An 18,221-nucleotide genomic window follows, 5' to 3' on the forward strand; every position below is an offset into this window, starting at 1 on the left:
CTCTCTCGATCAGGTTGGCAGTCAGGTTCGAGTCGCCGCAACCGGGGCCGTCTCGGCCTCGGCGCTCAACTCACGCACAGCAATGTAGCGTTCACTACGGCGTGTACGGTCCATCACCTGCCCGACCAGCTGGCCGCATGCTGCATCAATGTCTTCACCGCGCGTGGTGCGCACAGTGACGTTATAACCAGCCTGATGCAACAGGTCCTGAAAACGACGGATCGCGTTATTGCTGGGACGCTCGTAACCGGAGTGCGGAAACGGGTTGAACGGGATCAGGTTGATCTTGCAAGGCGTGTCCTTGAGCAGCTCGATCATCTCGACGGCGTGTTCAACCTTGTCGTTGATATCCTTGAGCATGGTGTATTCGATGGTGAGCACACGCTTTTCGCCCAGACTGGACATGTAACGGCGGCAGGAATCAAGGAGCATTTGCAGCGGGTATTTCTTGTTGATCGGCACCAGCTGGTTACGCAGCGCATCGTTCGGTGCGTGCAGCGACAAGGCCAGGGAAACGTCGATATGCTTGGAAAGCTCATCGATCATTGGTACCACGCCGGAGGTGGACAACGTCACCCGGCGCTTGGAAATGCCATACCCCAGGTCATCCATCATCAGATGCATGGCAGCAATGACATTGTCGAAGTTCAGCAGCGGCTCACCCATGCCCATCATCACCACGTTGGTGATGGCACGGTCGACGGTCGCCGGTACGCTGCCAAAGGATTTGTTGGCAATCCACACCTGACCGATGACTTCGGCGGCGGTGAGGTTGCTGTTGAAGCCTTGCTTGCCCGTGGAACAGAAGCTGCAATCCAGGGCACAGCCCGCCTGGGACGAAACACACAAGGTGCCACGCTTGCCCTGCGGAATGTAGACGGTCTCGACACAGCTGCCGGACTCTACGCGCACCACCCATTTACGGGTGCCGTCGCTGGAGATGTCCTCGCTGACCACTTCGGGACCGCGAACTTCGGCACAGGCCTTGAGCTTTTCGCGCAGGGCCTTGCTGACGTTCGTCATCGCGTCGAAATCGTCGACGCCGAAGTGGTGAATCCACTTCATGACCTGACCGGCACGGAAGCGCTTCTCCCCGATAGAGTCGAAGAATTTCTCCATTTCCTGTTGAGTCAGCCCCAGCAGGTTGGTTTTACCAGTCGATGCAATCATGAATTCACCCTTCACTCGTCAGTCAAAAATGACTTAGCGAGCGGTTACTTCGGTAGCTGCGAAGAAGTACGAGATTTCGCGTGCGGCGGCCGCTTCCGAATCGGAGCCGTGAACAGCGTTGGCGTCGATGGAGTCAGCGAAATCAGCGCGGATGGTGCCGGCAGCAGCTTCTTTAGGGTTGGTAGCGCCCATCAGCTCACGGTTCAGAGCGATAGCGTTTTCGCCTTCCAGAACCTGAACAACAACCGGACCGGAGATCATGAAAGCAACCAGGTCGCCGAAGAAACCGCGAGCGCTGTGCTCAGCGTAGAAACCTTCAGCTTCGGCCTTGGACAGTTGCTTCAGCTTGGACGCGACAACGCGCAGACCGGCTTTTTCGAAACGAGTGGTGATCTCGCCGATTACGTTCTTGGCAACGGCGTCAGGCTTGATGATGGAGAAAGTACGTTGAACAGCCATGGTGAAACTCCAGAAGCAGTGATTGAAGCGAAAAATTAAACCCGCGAATTATACGCGGGTTCTGGTGTATTGCCTAACTGCGTACGTTACTGAACGTCAATCGGCCTCTTCGATCCATAACCCCTGGATCGCCTCGAGAACCTTTTCCCCACTACGGTCCGGGTGGTCATCGAACTCAGGCAACGCCATGACCAGATTACGCAGCCTGGGGAAACTCACAGTCAGCGGATCGACATCCGGGTGGCTTTCAGCCAGCTGGATGGCGATTTCCCGCACATCAACCCATTTGAGACTCATGAGCAATCCTTGAATCAGTGTGGCGCTTCAGCGGCGTGGTTGAGCGAATACTTGGGTATTTCGACCGTGAGGTCTTCGTTGCCGACAATGGCCTGACAGGACAGACGCGATTGCGCTTCCAGGCCCCAGGCTTTGTCGAGCATGTCTTCTTCCAGTTCGTCCGCTTCATTGAGCGAATTAAAGCCTTCGCGAATGATGCAGTGACAGGTGGTGCAGGCACACACGCCACCACAGGCGCTTTCAATCTCGATGTGGTGCTCGTGGGCAATCTCGAGAATAGACGTGCCCGGCTCCACTTCTACAACCAGCCCGTCCGGACAATGCTCGGCGTGGGGCAGAAAAATCACCTGCGGCATCAGTTATTCCTCAATCTCATTCAAGTTGCGCCCGGCCAGTGCGGCTTTTACCGTCGAATCAAGGCGTCGGGCAGCAAATGCGTCGGTCACCTGCGACAGACGCTTGGTCTGCTGCTCGATGGCATAACCATCGGTGCCTTGCATCAATTCACGTAATTCGTCCATCTGCAGGTTGATGACCAGGCGCTCTTCTTCGTCGAGAAGACGCTCACCATCAGCCTCAAGGGCACCTTGAACCGCTTCGAGCAAGCGCTCGGCGTCAACCTGGTGCTCTCGCAGCACACGAGCGACCTTGTCGTCGCCGGCATACTCGAAGGAGTCCTTGAGCATGCGGGTGACTTCGTCATCGGTCAGCCCGTAGGAAGGCTTGACCTGAATGCTCGACTCGATACCCGAGCCCATTTCACGCGCCGAAACGCTGAGCAGACCGTCAGCATCGACCTGAAAGGTGACACGAATCTTTGCCGCACCCGCGACCATCGGCGGGATGCCGCGCAATTCGAAACGTGCAAGGGAACGGCAGTCACTGATCAACTCGCGCTCGCCCTGCAGAACATGAATCTTCATGGCCGTCTGGCCATCCTTGTACGTGGTGAATTCCTGACCACGCGCTACAGGGATGGTGGTGTTGCGCGGAATGACCTTTTCCATCAGCCCGCCCATGGTTTCCAGCCCCAGCGAGAGCGGAATCACATCGAGCAATAGCAGTTCGCCACCGTCACGCTTGTTGCCTGCCAGCGTATCGGCCTGGATCGCAGCCCCGATGGCTACCACTTGATCCGGGTCAATCTGGGTCAATGGCTGACGACCGAACAGCTCGGCCACCGCTTCGCGTACGCGTGGAACTCGGGTCGAACCGCCGACCATGACCACCGCCTCGACTTCTTCAAGCTCGATACCGGTATCACGCACCGCACGACGACAGGCCTTGAGACTGCGCGCGACCATAGGCTCGATCAGCGCATTGAGCGCCTTGCGGGTCAGCGTGCCACGCCAGTCACCGTAGGCGACCTCGACAGACTCGGCGTCAGTCAGCGCTTCCTTGGCCGAGCAGGCAGCCTGCAGCAGGCTGCGTTGCGCGGAAGGGTCGATATCGGCAGACAGACCGGCATCAGTGACAATCCAGTTGGCTATCGCATGATCGAAGTCATCGCCACCCAGAGCGGTATCCCCGCCAGTGGCCAGTACTTCGAACACACCGCCGGTCAGGCGCAGGATCGAGATGTCGAAGGTTCCGCCGCCCAGATCATAGATGGCAACCACGCCTTCGGCTTTCTGATCCAGACCATAGGCAACGGCAGCAGCCGTTGGCTCATTAAGCAGGCGCAACACATTGAGGCCGGCAAGTCTGGCGGCATCCTTGGTCGCCTGGCGCTGAGAGTCGTCGAAATAAGCAGGCACGGTAATCACCGCCCCCACCAGTTCGCCACCCAGCGTGGACTCGGCGCGTTCGCGCAGGACCTTGAGAATGTCGGCAGACACTTCAACAGGACTTTTCGGCCCCTGCACGGTGTCGATGAACGGCATGTGCGACTCACCGCCAACAAACCGGTACGGCAGTTGCTCGCCCAATTGCTTGACGTCAGTCAGCCCGCGCCCCATGAGGCGCTTGACTGACAGAACGGTATTGAACGGATCCTGGGAGGCGGCGATCTTCGCTGACTGCCCTACTTCGACACGATCAGCGTGATAGCGCACGGCAGACGGCAGAATGACCTGCCCCTCTGCATCGGCCAGCGGTTCGGACAGGCCGCTGCGTACTGCAGCAACCAGAGAATTGGTGGTGCCCAGGTCGATACCCACAGCCAGACGACGCTGGTGCGGTTGAGGACTCAGGCCGGGTTCGGCGATCTGCAGTAAAGCCATGCTGTTCAGAATAATCACTGGCGCGCGGCCGAAGCCGCGCGGGGTTAATCGTCGAGGCGCTCTTCTAACTGGCGCACTTCGTGAGAGAGCTTGTCGAGAAACTGCATACGCCGCATCAGCTTTTCAGCGTGCTCGCGTTGTGCAGCATCATTCCAACAGGCCGCGAAGCTCTGGTTCAGCTCGTCCTGAGCGACCTTGAGCTGACACTTGAAGGTCGCAACGCCAGCGAGATCAGCCTCTTCCTGCAAGTCCTCAAGGTGTTCGCGCAATTGCATCTGCTGCAGAAGAAACTCGGGATCATGCACCGTGACTTCGAGCGGCACTTCGTTGCCGTTCATTGCCAGCAGGTAGCGCGCCCTTTTCGGCGGGCTTTTCAGGGTTTGATAAGCCTCGTTGAGACTGGCCGAACGCTCCAGCGCCACACGCTGCTCACGCTCTGGGGCATCCGCAAAACGATCCGGATGCACGTTGCGCGCAAGCTCACGGTAACGAGTGCCCAACTGGTCAAGATCAAGCTGAAACTCGGGCTTGAGATCGAACAGGGCGAAGTGACAGGGAGTACCCACAATAAAAGCCTCAGACGTTGAAGCTTTCGCCACAGCCGCACTCACCGCGCGAGTTGGGGTTGTTGAACTTGAAGCCTTCGTTCAACCCTTCGCGCACGAAGTCGAGCTCGGTGCCATCCAGATAGACCAGGCTTTTCGGGTCAATGATCACCTTGACGCCGTGCATTTCAAACACAGTATCTTCGCCGGCCGCCTCATCGACGAACTCGAGCACATAGGCAAGACCTGAACAACCTGTGGTGCGAACACCCAGACGAACGCCATCACCCTTGCCGCGTCCCTCAAGGGAACGTCGTACGTGGTTAGCGGCAGCTTCTGTCATGCTGATAGCCATCGGAACTCCTTAGCCTGTTGCATTAGCCTGTTGCAGTTGACTCTGTTGCAAGCTTCTCTTGAAAAGCCTGCCTAATTACAGCAGACCTTTCTTCTGCTTGTAATCGCGAACGGCGGCCTTGATGGCGTCTTCAGCGAGTACCGAGCAGTGAATCTTGACCGGCGGCAGCGCCAGCTCTTCAGCCAGCTGAGTGTTCTTGATGGTCTCTGCTTCATCCAGAGTCTTGCCTTTCATCCACTCGGTCGCCAGCGAGCTGGAAGCAATGGCCGAACCGCAGCCGTATGTCTTGAACTTGGCGTCTTCGATAACGCCCTGCTCGTTGACCTTGATCTGCAAACGCATTACGTCGCCGCACGCTGGAGCGCCGACCATGCCGGTGCCGACATCAGGATCTTCCGCGTTCATCTTGCCGACGTTACGTGGGTTCTCGTAGTGGTCGATGACCTTTTCGCTGTAAGCCATGATTCTATTCCTCTCACATCAGGGAGCCGCTCTGCAGGTCACGCGCAATTGCACATGACCTGTGTTGGAGGCGACTTTAAATTAGTGCGCCGCCCACTCGATCTTGGAGATGTCGACGCCGTCTTTGAACATGTCCCACAGCGGCGAAAGTGTGCGCAGCCGGGTGACAGCCTCGCAAACCTTCTGCGCGGCGTAATCGATTTCTTCTTCAGTGCTGAAACGGCCGAAGGTGAAACGAATCGAGCTGTGCGCCAGCTCATCGTTGCGACCCAGGGCACGCAGCACATACGAAGGCTCAAGCGAGGCCGAGGTACAGGCCGAACCGGACGATACCGCCAGATCTTTGAGCGCCATGATCAGCGACTCGCCTTCGACGTAATTGAAGCTCAGGTTCAGGTTGTGCGGTACGCGTGCGGTCAGGCTGCCGTTGACGTACAGCTCTTCCAGATTTTCGACCTGCTTGAAGAAACGATCGCTGAGTGCCTTGATGCGCACGTTTTCAGCAGCCATTTCTTCCTTGGCAATGCGGAATGCTTCGCCCATACCGACGATCTGGTGGGTCGCCAAAGTACCGGAACGCATGCCACGCTCGTGACCGCCGCCGTGCATGGTCGCTTCAAGGCGAACACGTGGCTTGCGGCTGACGTAGAGCGCGCCGATACCTTTAGGACCATAGGTCTTGTGCGCCGAGAACGACATGAGGTCAACCTTGAGGCTGGCCAGATCGATTTCAACCTTGCCGGTCGACTGCGCGCCGTCAACGTGGAACAGCACGCCACGCGAACGGGTCAGTTCACCGATCGCAGCGATATCGTTGATGGTGCCGATCTCGTTGTTCACATGCATGATCGAAACCAGGATGGTGTCGTCGCGCAGTGCCGCTTCAATCATGGCAGGCGTGATCAGACCGTCTTCACCTGGCTCGATGTAGGTAACTTCGAAACCTTCGCGTTCCAGCTGGCGAGTGGTGTCGAGGACCGCCTTGTGTTCGACCTTCGACGTGATCAGGTGCTTGCCTTTGCTGGCGTAGAAATGCGCAACACCTTTAATAGCCAGGTTGTTGGATTCAGTGGCACCCGAGGTCCAGACGATTTCGCGCGGATCGGCGTTGACCAGATCAGCGACCTGACGACGAGCGTTCTCGACCGCTTCTTCGGCCTTCCAGCCAAAGACGTGGGAGCGCGAGGCCGGGTTGCCGAAGTTTCCTTCGACGGTCAGGCAATCGATCATTTTCTGCGCGACACGCGGATCGACCGGGGTCGTCGCGGAGTAGTCGAGGTAAATTGGCAATTTCATTGAAGCTCTCCTATCAGGCAGGCGCACCGCTCATTCATCTGCGTTCATTCGACGGCGGACGTTTCGATCTTACCCAGTTGCGACATGTGGTTATGACCACGGCGCATATCCTGGCGCTGAGCGACTTCTTGTACCTCACGGCGAGTGACAAGATCCGCCAAGCTGATACCGCTTAGAAATTCGTGAATCTGCTGGCTCAGGTCACACCACAAGTGGTGGGTCAGGCAGGTATCGCCAGCATGGCAATCGCCCAGACCCTGACACCGCGTGGCGTCGACCGATTCATTGACTGCATCGACGACTTGAGCAACCTGGATGCCTTTCATGTCGCGCGACAGCTGGTAACCACCACCTGGACCACGAACACTGGAAACCAGATTGCCGCGACGCAGCTTGGCGAACAGCTGCTCGAGGTAGGACAGGGAAATACCCTGCCGCTCGGAGATGTCGGCCAGAGACACTGGCCCGTTCTGCGCGTGCAACGCCAGGTCAAGCATGGCTGTTACAGCGTATCGGCCTTTAGTAGTCAGTCGCATGGCGTATACCGCAGAGGTTCGGAATGAGAGCGAGTATGCTATTCCCGAGTAAAAGAGTCAACTATTAGACCAAGTAAAACAGTCGGGATTAGCGAAAAGCGCGGGCTGCATCATAGCAAAGGTGCGGCGTAATGGCACGCGTCACGCCGCCGTATCGCCTAGCCAACCTTGTCTTCGTGGCGATCCTTGACGCAGTCGAATACTTCATCACGCAGCTCGGGAAGGTCTTTGGCGCAATAATCACTGCCCAGCCTGCCGAGCGCATCGCACATGCCCTCAAGACGGCCGTCGACAGCCTGCAAATGGTCGAGCAACTGGCCAATGGCGCGAGCGATAGGGTCCGGCATGTCGGCGCTGACGCCGTACGCGTCGAAACCGAGCTTTTCAGCCATGACCTTGCGCCGGGCTTCGGTTTCATCGTCGGACTTGACGATGATGCGCCCCGGAATGCCCACGGCAGTTGCCCCCGCAGGCACCGCCTTGGTCACCACTGCGTTGGAACCAATCTTGGCACCGGCACCCACTGTGAACGGCCCGAGCACCTTGGCACCCGCCCCGACCACTACGCCATCTTCCAGCGTCGGGTGACGCTTGCCGGCATTCCAGCTGGTACCGCCCAGGGTCACGCCCTGGTAAAGCGTTACGTCATTGCCGATCTCGGCGGTTTCGCCGATCACGATGCCCATGCCGTGGTCGATGAAAAAACGGCGACCGATGCGCGCCCCCGGGTGGATCTCGATACCGGTCATCCAGCGACCGAAGTTGGAGACCAGCCGCGCGAGCCACTTCCAGCCGTTGCGCCACAGAATGTGCGCAAAGCGGTGCAGCCAGATGGCATGCATGCCCGGATAACAGGTCAGCACCTCAAAGGCGTTGCGCGCAGCAGGGTCACGATGGAATACGCTTTGAATGTCTTCTCGCAGACGCTTGAACATTACTGATCCTTCCGCTTGTAGGGCTCACCGCGTGCGGCTTTCTGGGTTTCGGTGAGCACACCGCGCAGGATACTCAGTTCGGATCGCTCGACCTCGCTACGCCCGTATAGCCTGCGCAGTCGTGCCATCAGATGACGTGGTTTTTCCGGATCAAGGAAACCGATGGCCACGAGCGTGGCTTCAAGATGCGTGTAAAAGCCTTCCATCTCATCCATCGTCGCCAGCTCGGCGTTATGCGCCGAGACTGCCTTGGGCGTTTCGCCCTGCTCTGAGTGTGCCGAAGCCGCCAGCCAGGCCATGCGCACTTCGTAGCTGAGCACCTGCACAGCCGCGGCGAGGTTCAGCGAGCTGAACCCGGGGTCCGACGGGATGTGCACATGGAAGTGGCAACGCTGCAGCTCTTCATTGGTCAGGCCGGCGTGCTCGCGACCGAAGACCAGCGCCACTTCCGCGCCCTCTCCGGCCTGCTCGATGACTTTTTCACCGGAAGCGCGCGGATCGAGCAACGGCCACGGCAAACTGCGATCACGCGCACTGGTACCGAGCACCAGACGACAGCCGACCAACGCGTTTTCAAGAGTCGCAACAACCTGTGCACCTTCAAGAATATCGGTGGCGCCTGACGCACGCGCATCGGCATCAGGCGAAGGAAAGATGCGCGGATCGACCAGCACCAGACGCGAAAGCCCCATGTTTTTCATGGCGCGAGCGGCCCCGCCGATATTTCCGGGATGGGTAGTGCCAACCAGGACAACACGAATGTTCTGCAACAAAGCGAACGCTCACTGACGCGAATTAGGGGGGCAAATCTTACAGAAACGGTTCGACTAACGCTATGAAGCTGTGCGGGCCGGAAGATCGGAACTGACCGCTTGCGACATGAAAAAATCCACACGAACCCGACAACCGTAACCACGCAAGGCTGGAAATAATTCGAATCAGCCCATAAAATGCACGGCTATCTTTAACAACCTTAGGTGAATTATCCATGCAGCCCATGCTGAATATCGCGCTGCGCGCCGCCCGCAGCGCCAGCGAATTGATTTTCCGCTCCATCGAGCGCCTGGATACCATCAAGGTTGACGAAAAAGAAGCCAAAGACTACGTCACAGAGATCGACCGAGCTGCCGAGCAAAGCATCATCACCGCTCTGCGCAAAGCCTACCCGACTCACGGCATTCTCGGCGAAGAAAGCGGCCTGCACGAAGGCAGCGGCGAAGGCACCGACTACCTGTGGATCATCGACCCACTGGACGGCACCACCAACTTCGTTCGCGGCATTCCGCACTTTGCCGTCAGCATCGCCTGCAAATACCGCGGCCGCCTTGAGCACGCAGTGGTTCTCGACCCGGTCCGCCAGGAAGAATTCACCGCAAGCCGTGGTCGTGGCGCAGCCCTGAACGGTCGCCGTCTGCGCGTCAGCCAGCGCAAGAGCCTGGAAGGCGCACTGCTCGGCACCGGCTTCCCGTTCCGTGACAACCAGATGGACAACATCGAAAACTACCTGGGCATGTTCCGCAGCCTGGTAGGCCAGACCGCCGGCATCCGTCGCGCAGGCGCTGCAAGCCTCGATCTGGCTTACGTAGCTGCCGGTCGTTTCGATGCGTTCTGGGAGTCGGGCCTGTCCGAATGGGACATGGCAGCAGGCGCTCTGCTGATTCAGGAAGCAGGCGGTCTGGTCAGCGATTTCACCGGCGGTCACGACTTCCTCGAGAAAGGCCATATCGTTGCCGGCAACACCAAATGCTTCAAGGCCGTACTGACCGCAATCGCACCGCACCTGCCGCCTTCGCTCAAACGCTAAGCTGCAGACATAAAAAAACCGGCGAAAGCCGGTTTTTTTATGTCTTCTAAAGCTCAGCGGCTGGCGTTACTGCGCCTGACCCAATATCAGCTGACCATTCTTGTCGACCGGAATCTGACTGCCCGGATCACGCTCCATACGAACCTGACCCACTTTCTCGTTCAACTTGTATTTGACGTTGTAGCCCACAACCTTGTCGCTCACATCGTTGACCGTCGTGCAGCGGTTCTGCGTAGTGGTGTAGGTATCACGCTCCTGCATGCCTTCCTGAACCTTGTTGCCCGCATAACCACCACCTACCGCACCCGCGACTGTAGCGATCTTCTTGCCGTTACCGCCACCGATCTGGTTACCCAGCAAACCACCGGCAACCGCGCCAATAACGCTACCTACGATCTGATGCTGATCCTTGACCGGTGCCTGACGAGTAACGGTTACGTCCTTGCAAACTTCACGGGGGGTTTTGATCTGCTGGTTGATCGGCTCTACTGCCAATACATCCGCATACTCAGGACCACCCTTGACCAAGCTATAGGTGGCAACGGCACCGCCAGCAGTCACGACAGCAGCACCTAACACAGCACCAACAAGCATAGACTTGTTCACTTGAACCTCCTGACCAATCGAAACGCAGCATGACTGCGCAATGCCTAGCCTTGGAGCATAAAAAAAGGCGCGAGTTCAGCACTCGCGCCTTTTTTATGATGGCCGGACCTACGGGAGGTCGTCAGCCTTCTCGACGACCACTGGAGGAATCAGGTCCTCAGTGGTCAGGTTCAGCCAGATCAGCACCACGTTGGCGATGTAGATGGACGAGTAAGTACCCGCCAGAACACCGATGAACAACGCGATGGAGAAGCCTTCCAGGCTGTCGCCGCCAAACGCCCACAGTGCAACAATCGCCAACAGGGTCGAGACCGAAGTGGCAATGGTGCGCAGCAGTGTCTGCGTGGTGGAGATGTTGATGTTCTCGATCAGCGAAGCCTTGCGCAGCAGGCGGAAGTTTTCGCGTACCCGGTCGAAGACCACAATGGTGTCGTTCAGCGAGTAACCGATGATCGCCAGCACCGCCGCCAGCACCGTCAGGTCAAAGGTGATCTGGAAGAACGACAGGATACCCATCGTCACAACCACGTCGTGGATCAGCGAGATGATCGCCCCGACGGCAAATTTCCACTGGAAGCGGAACGCCAGGTAGATCAGAACACCGCCCAGCGCCATCAGCATGCCGAGGCCGCCCTGATCGCGCAGCTCTTCACCCACCTGCGGACCGACGAACTCGACACGCTTGACCACTGCCGGGTTATCGGCACCGGCCTTGCGCAGCGCTTCGGCCACCTGAGTGCCCAGTTGCGGGTCTTCACCCGGCATGCGCACCAGCAAGTCAGTGGTGGCACCAAAGCTCTGAACAACGGCTTCATGATAGCCCGCCGAAACCAGCTCCTGGCGCACCTTGCCCAGATCGGCTGGACGCTCGTAGGTCAGCTCGATGAGCGTACCGCCGGTGAAGTCCAGACCAAAGTTGAGCCCTTTATGGAACCAGCTGAACAGCGCCAGTGCGGTAAGGAGCATTGTGATGGCGAACGCAACATTGCGAACGCCCATGAAGTTGATGGTACGTAACATGGCAGCCCCTTAAATCCACAACTTCTTGAAGTCACGACCGCCGTAGATCAGGTTGACCATAGCGCGGGTCACCATGATGGCCGTGAACATCGAGGTAAAGATCCCGAGCGACATGGTCACCGCAAACCCTTTGACCGGGCCGGTGCCCATCGCAAAGAGAATGCCGCCGACCAACAGCGTCGTCAGGTTGGCGTCGAGGATCGCCGTGTAGGCACGATCGAAACCTTCGTTGATAGCGCGCTGGACCGTCATGCCATTGGCGATCTCTTCACGAATACGCGAGAAGATCAGCACGTTGGCATCCACCGCCATACCCATGGTCAACACGATACCGGCGATACCTGGCAGGGTCAGTGTTGCACCCAGCAAGGACATCAGTGCCAGCAGCATGACCATGTTCAAGGCCAGTGCGACGGTCGCGATCAGACCGAAGAATCGGTAGATCGCCATGATGAACAGCGAGACGAACAGCATGCCCCACAGGGAAGCATCGATACCCTTGGTAATGTTGTCGGCACCCAGGCTCGGGCCAATGGTACGTTCTTCAGCGAAGTACATCGGTGCCGCCAGACCACCGGCACGCAACAGCAGCGCCAGCTCGGAAGACTCACCCTGACCGTTCAGACCGGTAATCCGGAACTGACTGCCCAGCGGCGACTGAATGGTCGCCAGACTGATGATCTTCTTTTCTTCCTTGAAGGTCTGCACCGGCACGTCTTTCTCGACGCCGTTGACCATCTGCTTGGTGTAAGTGGTGGTCGGACGCTGCTCGATGAAGATCACCGCCATGCTGCGACCCACATTACTGCGGGTTGCGCGGCTCATCAGCTCGCCACCGTGGCCATCAAGATTGATGTTCACCTGTGGACGGCCATGTTCGTCGAAGCTGGCCTTGGCGTCAGTCACCTGATCGCCGGTGATGATCAGACCACGCTCCACCGCCGCTGCCGGACGACCGCCTTCGCGGAATTCGAACATTTCGGTGGTGCCTTTCGAATCATCCGGGCCTGCACCCAGACGGAATTCGAGGTTGGCGGTCTTGCCCAGAATACGCTTGGCTTCGGCCGTGTCCTGCACACCCGGCAGCTCGACCACGATGCGGTTGGCACCCTGGCGCTGAACCAGCGGCTCGGCAACACCCAGCTCGTTGACCCGATTACGCACGGTAGTCAGGTTCTGCTTGATCGAGTATTCGCGAATCTCGGCCAGCTTGGCCGGCGTCAACGCCATGCGCAGCACGGGAATGCCGTTCAGCTCGGCAGGCGTGATTTCGAAATCGGTGAAGGTCTTGCGCACCAGTGCACGAGCCTGTTCGCGCTCTGCGTCATCGGTAAAGCCCAGCTGAATCACATTGCCCAGCTGCGGCAGGCTGCGATAACGCACCTTTTCCTTGCGCAACAGGGATTTGACTTCGCCTTCGTAGACTTTCAGACGTGCATCGATCGCCTTGTCCATGTCGACTTCCAGCAGGAAGTGCACACCACCGGACAGGTCGAGACCGAGTTTCATCGGGCTTGCACCCAGGTTACGCAACCAGGTGGGCGTGGTACGCGCCAGGTTCAGCGCAACGACATAGTCGTCACCCAGCGCCTTGCGCACGACATCCTTGGCTGGCAACTGGTCTTCCTGCTTGCTCAGACGCAACAAACCGCCCTTGCCATTCTCGGCCAGAGAAGAAGCCTTGACCGAGATGCCTGCATCGGCAAGCGCCTTGGCTGCACGATCCACGTCTGCCTGATTGACTTGCAGTGCAGTACTTGCACCGCTGATCTGGATGGCAGAATCATCAGGGTAGAGATTGGGTGCGGAATAAATAAAACCGACCACCAGCACCGCCAGGATCAGTATGTATTTCCACAGAGGGTATTTGTTCAGCATCACGCCGCCCGCTTAAAACGCGGGGCGCCTTGCGCGCCCCGTCGATGGGTAAAAAGTTACTGCTCAGATCGCTTTCAGGGTGCCTTTTGGCAGAGTGGCCGCGATGGCGCCCTTCTGGATTTTCAGCTCAACGGTGTCCGACACTTCGATCACTACGAAGTCGTCAGTCACTTTGTTGATCTTGCCCGCGATGCCGCCGCTGGTCACAACCTCATCGCCTTTCTGCAAGTTGCCCAGCAGGTTTTTCTGCTCTTTGGCGCGCTTGGCCTGTGGACGCCAGATCATCAGGTAGAAGATGACCAGGAAGCCGACCAGGAAAATCCACTCGAAACCACTGCCCGCAGGACCGGCAGCCGGTGCAGCAGCATCCGCAAAAGCGGGAGAGATGAAAAAGCTCATTTGTCGCTCCAGTTACATAATTAGTATAAAAAGCAGGAAAAACTCGTTCTGTTTCAACCCAGAGGCGGCGTTGGAAGGCCGCGTTTGGCATAGAAGGCATCGACGAAGGCGGCCAATGTACCCTGTTGAATAGCCTCGCGCAAACCAGCCATAAGGAGCTGGTAGTGGCGCAAATTGTGGATCGTATTCAGCATGCTCCCCAGCATTTCTCCGCACTTGTCCAGGTGATGCAGATAAGCGCGCGAGAAGTTCTTGCAGGTGTAGCAATCGCAGGTCGGATCCAGCGGCGAATTGTCGTGGCGATGGAACGCGTTACGAATTTTCAGCACACCGGTATCGGTAAACAAGTGGCCGTTGCGAGCGTTGCGGGTCGGCATCACACAGTCGAACATGTCAACGCCGCGGCGCACACCTTCGACCAGATCTTCCGGCTTGCCTACCCCCATCAAGTAACGAGGTTTGTCTGCTGGCATAAGGCCCGGCAGATAGTCCAGCACCTTGATCATCTCGTGCTTGGGCTCGCCTACCGACAGGCCGCCAATCGCCAGACCGTCGAAGCCGATCTCATCCAGACCTTCCAGCGAACGCTTGCGCAGGTTCTCGTGCATGCCACCCTGAACGATGCCGAACAGCGCAGCAGTATTTTCGCCATGCGCAACCTTGGAGCGCTTGGCCCAACGCAACGACAGCTCCATGGAGACACGCGCCACATCTTCGTCGGCCGGGTACGGCGTGCATTCGTCGAAGATCATCACGACGTCCGAGCCCAGATCACGCTGAACCTGCATCGACTCTTCCGGCCCCATGAACACCTTGGCACCATCAACCGGCGAGGCGAAGGTCACGCCCTCCTCCTTGATCTTGCGCATCGCGCCCAGGCTGAACACCTGAAAACCGCCGGAGTCGGTCAGAATCGGTCCCTTCCACTGCATGAAATCGTGCAGGTCACCGTGGCCCTTGATGACTTCAGTGCCCGGACGCAGCCACAGGTGAAACGTGTTGCCCAGAATCATCTGCGCACCAGTGGCCTCGATATCACGCGGCAGCATGCCCTTGACCGTCCCATAGGTGCCCACCGGCATAAACGCCGGGGTCTCGACTACACCACGCGGAAAGGTCAGGCGACCGCGACGGGCCTTGCCGTCGGTGGCCAACAACTCGAAAGACATACGACAGGTGCGACTCATGCGTGATCCTCTGGTGCCGATTCCTGTGGGGCCGTCGGCGCGGGATTGCGGGTGATGAACATCGCATCACCGTAACTGAAGAAGCGGTAGCCGTGCTCGATGGCCGCAGCGTAAGCCGCCATCGTCTCGGGATAACCGGCGAACGCCGAAACCAGCATCAACAGCGTGGATTCAGGCAAATGGAAATTGGTCACCAAGGCATCGACCACATGAAATGGCCGCCCCGGATAGATGAAGATGTCGGTGTCGCCGCTGAACGGTTTCAGTTCGCCATCACGCGCGGCACTCTCCAGCGAGCGCACGCTGGTGGTCCCGACGGCAATCACCCGCCCGCCTCGCGCACGGCATGCGGCCACGGCGTCGACCACGTCCTGGCCAACTTCCAGCCACTCGCTGTGCATGTGGTGATCTTCGATCTGCTCGACGCGCACCGGCTGGAACGTACCCGCGCCGACGTGCAGCGTGACGAACGCAGTCTCGACGCCCTTGGCGGCGATCGCCTCCAGCAGCGGCTGATCGAAATGCAGGCCGGCAGTTGGTGCAGCCACAGCGCCTGCACGCTGCGCGTAAACAGTCTGATAGCGCTCGCGGTCCGCGCCCTCATCAGGGCGGTCTATATAAGGAGGCAACGGCATATGGCCGACACGCTCCAGCAACGGCAGAACCTCTTCGGCAAAGCGCAGCTCGAACAGCGCATCGTGCCGCGCCACCATCTCGGCCTCGCCACCGCCATCGATCAGAATCGACGAGCCAGGCTTGGGCGACTTGCTGGAACGCACATGCGCCAGCACACGATGGCTGTCCAGCACGCGCTCGACCAGAATCTCCAGCTTGCCGCCGGACGCCTTCTGCCCGAACAGCCGCGCGGGAATCACACGGGTATTGTTGAACACCATCAAATCGCCCGGGCGCAAATGCTCAAGCAAATCAGTGAATTGACGATGTGCCAGCGCGCCAGTCGGCCCGTCGAGGGTCAACAGACGACTACTGCGACGCTCGGCCAGTGGATGGCGAGCAATCAGGGAATCGGGGAGTTCGAAGGTAAAGTCAGCGACGCGCATGATCGGGTTCGTTTAGCAGGGCCGGGAAGTTTATCCGGTTTGGCGGCATTAGTAAAAAACCTGCGTAAATCCCTGTTGACCAACGGAAAACTCATCCTTATACTTCGCCGCCATTGAGCCCTGATGGCGGAATTGGTAGACGCGGCGGATTCAAAATCCGTTTTCGAAAGAAGTGGGAGTTCGATTCTCCCTCGGGGCACCACCTTTAAAAAAGACCTTGAAATTCAAGGTCTTTTTTTTCGTCTGGTGAAAAGTGGTCTGACATAATCCGCGATCTGCCCCTATTAACTGAGAATCAGGCTCGAAGCACGAAATAACACGTTCGGCCGCGTTGCTACTTTTTAGCGGCAGAGGGCACGCTGCCGTGGTATTTGTCAGTGTTGTTGTCGTTATCAAGATCGCGATCAGTTCCGCCGAAGGCCGCATCCGTGTGGTTATCGTTGTCGAGATCCTTGTCAGTACCACCAAATGCCGCATCGGTGTGATGGTCGTTGTCCATATCCTTGTCATTGCCACCAAAAGCAGCGTCAGTGACGTTGTCGTTATCCAGGTCCTTGTCGTTACCACCACACATGGCATCAGTACTGTTGTCGTTGTCCATATCACAATCGTTTACAGCGTACGCAGGTAACGAAGTACCTACCATGGTCAACACAAGCAGAAGGCCGCCGATCTTTGCAGTCAGAGCGTTATACACACGCATCAAGGTTGATCTCTAAAGGTAGAGGAAAAGAACGAGGGTGATTGAATACTGTGATCCGTCAGTCAGACCGTCTGGCCATACTTCGTTTACGAGACGCTCTGACACCGTCTAATCCCGAACGTTTGCGCAGTGCAGTTTTACAGTACCGAACTCTATGACCTGTTTTCTTGAAAATTAATCATTGGCAGAGCGATGAGTTTTTTATTGCTTAACGTACGAATCGATACATTATCTTCGTGGAGGCATGCCTTTAGACGACGCGACGCTTCTGGCTTGCCTGACCACCTTTGGCGCCTGTCGGGCGACCGTCTTGACGCCTTCGGCACCCAGCGACATTGCAACACCAACAGCTTCAATTTCCATCTGCAACGCACGCCGTGGATCGTCACTATTCAACTTGTCGCTCACTCGTCGGGCGAACGCCTCATCAAGCACCGACTTTTCCTGCTGATAGCGGCCTCCTTCAAGCGGTGAGACGTTCGGCAACTGATCAGCAAGACGTTTCTGCAGACGGCTTGTCGTGTGGGTCAGAACGTTCTCGGCGGTTTCACGCGCAACCTTGCCGGCTTCAGCTGCCATTGCAAGGGTGAATGAATATGTTCGCTCTACCGCACTGCGATCTTTGGCAAACCGGCTGTCCTCCGCCAAAATGGCTGCGCCGTTAGACCACGGGTCCATGACGATGGGCGAAGAGCCAGCGCTGGAATTATCCGTTTCAGCCCAGACGTGATCTTTTCCGGGCTGCTCGGCCAAATGAATCTTTTCGCGGGGACTACGCCCGCTTTCCTGAGCCAGGGCCCCGTAAGCGAAGCTTGCTATACGAGCATGTTCGCCACAGTTGCCAGCGCCAAACACCTGCCCTGACATGGCGACAAGAACATGCCAGTTCATCTCATCATTCTCGGGCATCGGCTCATGGCCAGCGCGCTCGGCATCTTTTCTCAAGTTTTCTCAAGCGCTTTGCAGCGACTGCGCGAGCGCCGCTTTGCAGGTGGGTACGTTGTGCATCCACATCAATGTTGCCCCTGCCGAAGGGCAACGCGCGGCGTGCTTCACGCACCGCTTCGTCTGCCGGAACCAGAGCCTTGATACTGTCTTCATCCAGTGGACGTCGGTCGAGCCGACGTAACAGCAGGTAACCGGGCAATGAAGATGGCGTGTCAGAAATGGCCTGCCCTGTAGAAGAAACGGGTGGCAAGCGTGTCTTGACTGATGAGTAAGGGTAGTTCGGTCGCACTTGAGTCGAACCGGCTTCAGGACGTTATGTTTGTGAACTGCAAGAAGCG

At 57.9% G+C, this 18,221-nt stretch carries 22 protein-coding genes and 1 tRNA gene; 2 read left to right on the forward strand and 21 right to left on the reverse strand.

Translation table 11 applies throughout. The features are described 5' to 3' along the window. Positions 1-21: 21 nt before the first annotated feature. The 12 genes from rlmN to trmJ form a co-directional block, all read right to left on the reverse strand. Positions 22-1,170 (reverse strand): dual-specificity RNA methyltransferase RlmN, encoded by a 1,149-nt coding sequence (gene rlmN / locus LJU29_RS20490; protein ID WP_002552483.1) that lies wholly within the window; start codon positions 1,168-1,170, stop codon positions 22-24. Between the two features lie 33 nt (positions 1,171-1,203). After that, on the reverse strand, positions 1,204-1,629 hold the full coding sequence (gene ndk / locus LJU29_RS20495; RefSeq protein ID WP_002552482.1) for a nucleoside-diphosphate kinase: 426 nt from the start codon (positions 1,627-1,629) through the stop codon (positions 1,204-1,206). Positions 1,630-1,725: 96 nt separating this feature from the next. Further along, positions 1,726-1,926 carry a Fe-S cluster assembly protein IscX gene (gene iscX, locus LJU29_RS20500; RefSeq protein WP_005760065.1) on the reverse strand — a complete coding sequence of 67 codons (201 nt, stop codon included), beginning with the start codon at positions 1,924-1,926 and terminating at the stop codon, positions 1,726-1,728. A gap of 14 nt (positions 1,927-1,940) precedes the next feature. Further along, a complete protein-coding gene (gene fdx / locus LJU29_RS20505; protein ID WP_005760063.1) occupies positions 1,941-2,282 on the reverse strand; it encodes an ISC system 2Fe-2S type ferredoxin in 342 nt (113 codons plus the stop codon). A 3-nt stretch (positions 2,283-2,285) separates the two neighbouring features. Then, positions 2,286-4,148, reverse strand: a complete 1,863-nt coding sequence (hscA, locus tag LJU29_RS20510) for a Fe-S protein assembly chaperone HscA (RefSeq protein ID WP_005760061.1) — start codon at positions 4,146-4,148, stop codon at positions 2,286-2,288. A gap of 44 nt (positions 4,149-4,192) precedes the next feature. Further along, positions 4,193-4,714 carry a co-chaperone HscB gene (gene hscB / locus LJU29_RS20515; protein WP_005760058.1) on the reverse strand — a complete coding sequence of 174 codons (522 nt, stop codon included), beginning with the start codon at positions 4,712-4,714 and terminating at the stop codon, positions 4,193-4,195. A gap of 10 nt (positions 4,715-4,724) precedes the next feature. Next, the gene (iscA, locus tag LJU29_RS20520) at positions 4,725-5,048 is read right to left on the reverse strand and encodes an iron-sulfur cluster assembly protein IscA (RefSeq protein WP_002552477.1); all 324 of its coding nucleotides are present in this window, start codon (positions 5,046-5,048) and stop codon (positions 4,725-4,727) included. Between the two features lie 75 nt (positions 5,049-5,123). After that, positions 5,124-5,510, reverse strand: coding sequence for a Fe-S cluster assembly scaffold IscU (gene iscU / locus LJU29_RS20525; RefSeq protein ID WP_002552476.1), 387 nt, complete (start codon positions 5,508-5,510; stop codon positions 5,124-5,126). 81 nt (positions 5,511-5,591) lie between these two features. After that, positions 5,592-6,806 carry an IscS subfamily cysteine desulfurase gene (locus LJU29_RS20530; protein ID WP_003365095.1) on the reverse strand — a complete coding sequence of 405 codons (1,215 nt, stop codon included), beginning with the start codon at positions 6,804-6,806 and terminating at the stop codon, positions 5,592-5,594. 44 nt (positions 6,807-6,850) lie between these two features. After that, positions 6,851-7,342 (reverse strand): Fe-S cluster assembly transcriptional regulator IscR, encoded by a 492-nt coding sequence (gene iscR / locus LJU29_RS20535; RefSeq protein ID WP_002552474.1) that lies wholly within the window; start codon positions 7,340-7,342, stop codon positions 6,851-6,853. 158 nt (positions 7,343-7,500) lie between these two features. Beyond that, positions 7,501-8,277 carry a serine O-acetyltransferase gene (gene cysE / locus LJU29_RS20540; RefSeq protein WP_004656256.1) on the reverse strand — a complete coding sequence of 259 codons (777 nt, stop codon included), beginning with the start codon at positions 8,275-8,277 and terminating at the stop codon, positions 7,501-7,503. Continuing rightward, on the reverse strand, positions 8,277-9,050 hold the full coding sequence (trmJ, locus tag LJU29_RS20545; protein WP_005760054.1) for a tRNA (cytosine(32)/uridine(32)-2'-O)-methyltransferase TrmJ: 774 nt from the start codon (positions 9,048-9,050) through the stop codon (positions 8,277-8,279). Before trmJ ends, cysE begins: the two co-directional genes overlap by 1 nt. A gap of 215 nt (positions 9,051-9,265) precedes the next feature. On the opposite strand from trmJ, the gene suhB reads away from it, so the two are divergent. Further along, positions 9,266-10,081, forward strand: coding sequence for a type III secretion system regulator SuhB (gene suhB / locus LJU29_RS20550; protein ID WP_002552472.1), 816 nt, complete (start codon positions 9,266-9,268; stop codon positions 10,079-10,081). 66 nt (positions 10,082-10,147) lie between these two features. Here the strand turns inward: suhB and LJU29_RS20555 are convergent, their stop codons facing one another. From LJU29_RS20555 to queA, 6 genes are all read right to left on the reverse strand, one after another. Beyond that, the gene (locus LJU29_RS20555) at positions 10,148-10,687 is read right to left on the reverse strand and encodes a glycine zipper 2TM domain-containing protein (protein WP_002552471.1); all 540 of its coding nucleotides are present in this window, start codon (positions 10,685-10,687) and stop codon (positions 10,148-10,150) included. 108 nt (positions 10,688-10,795) lie between these two features. Then, positions 10,796-11,707: a protein translocase subunit SecF gene (gene secF / locus LJU29_RS20560; RefSeq protein WP_004666079.1), complete on the reverse strand. Its 912-nt coding sequence runs from the start codon at positions 11,705-11,707 to the stop codon at positions 10,796-10,798. A 9-nt stretch (positions 11,708-11,716) separates the two neighbouring features. Next, complete coding sequence (gene secD, locus LJU29_RS20565) at positions 11,717-13,585, reverse strand: protein translocase subunit SecD (RefSeq protein ID WP_057423824.1); 1,869 nt, start codon at positions 13,583-13,585, stop codon at positions 11,717-11,719. Between the two features lie 63 nt (positions 13,586-13,648). Further along, on the reverse strand, positions 13,649-13,984 hold the full coding sequence (gene yajC / locus LJU29_RS20570) for a preprotein translocase subunit YajC (protein WP_002552468.1): 336 nt from the start codon (positions 13,982-13,984) through the stop codon (positions 13,649-13,651). Between the two features lie 53 nt (positions 13,985-14,037). Further along, positions 14,038-15,153: a tRNA guanosine(34) transglycosylase Tgt gene (tgt, locus tag LJU29_RS20575; RefSeq protein ID WP_004656249.1), complete on the reverse strand. Its 1,116-nt coding sequence runs from the start codon at positions 15,151-15,153 to the stop codon at positions 14,038-14,040. A 14-nt stretch (positions 15,154-15,167) separates the two neighbouring features. Continuing rightward, positions 15,168-16,232 carry a tRNA preQ1(34) S-adenosylmethionine ribosyltransferase-isomerase QueA gene (gene queA, locus LJU29_RS20580; RefSeq protein ID WP_004418793.1) on the reverse strand — a complete coding sequence of 355 codons (1,065 nt, stop codon included), beginning with the start codon at positions 16,230-16,232 and terminating at the stop codon, positions 15,168-15,170. Positions 16,233-16,349: 117 nt separating this feature from the next. Between queA and LJU29_RS20585 the strand changes: the two genes are divergently transcribed. After that, positions 16,350-16,434 (forward strand) — tRNA-Leu (locus tag LJU29_RS20585). A 132-nt stretch (positions 16,435-16,566) separates the two neighbouring features. On the opposite strand, the gene LJU29_RS20590 is transcribed toward LJU29_RS20585, so the two are convergent. The 3 genes from LJU29_RS20590 to LJU29_RS20600 all read right to left on the reverse strand — a co-directional run bounded on the left by LJU29_RS20590 (position 16,567) and on the right by LJU29_RS20600 (position 18,133). Beyond that, the gene (locus LJU29_RS20590; protein WP_257112810.1) at positions 16,567-16,935 is read right to left on the reverse strand and encodes a hydrolase; all 369 of its coding nucleotides are present in this window, start codon (positions 16,933-16,935) and stop codon (positions 16,567-16,569) included. A 228-nt stretch (positions 16,936-17,163) separates the two neighbouring features. Next, positions 17,164-17,880, reverse strand: coding sequence for a type III effector (locus LJU29_RS20595; RefSeq protein ID WP_223886779.1), 717 nt, complete (start codon positions 17,878-17,880; stop codon positions 17,164-17,166). Next, on the reverse strand, positions 17,849-18,133 hold the full coding sequence (locus tag LJU29_RS20600) for a hypothetical protein (protein WP_155556612.1): 285 nt from the start codon (positions 18,131-18,133) through the stop codon (positions 17,849-17,851). Before LJU29_RS20600 ends, LJU29_RS20595 begins: the two co-directional genes overlap by 32 nt. Positions 18,134-18,221: the final 88 nt, after the last annotated feature.

It is taken from the genome of Pseudomonas ficuserectae, from assembly GCF_024584585.1.
GTDB classification, from domain to species: Bacteria; Pseudomonadota; Gammaproteobacteria; order Pseudomonadales; family Pseudomonadaceae; genus Aquipseudomonas; species Aquipseudomonas amygdali.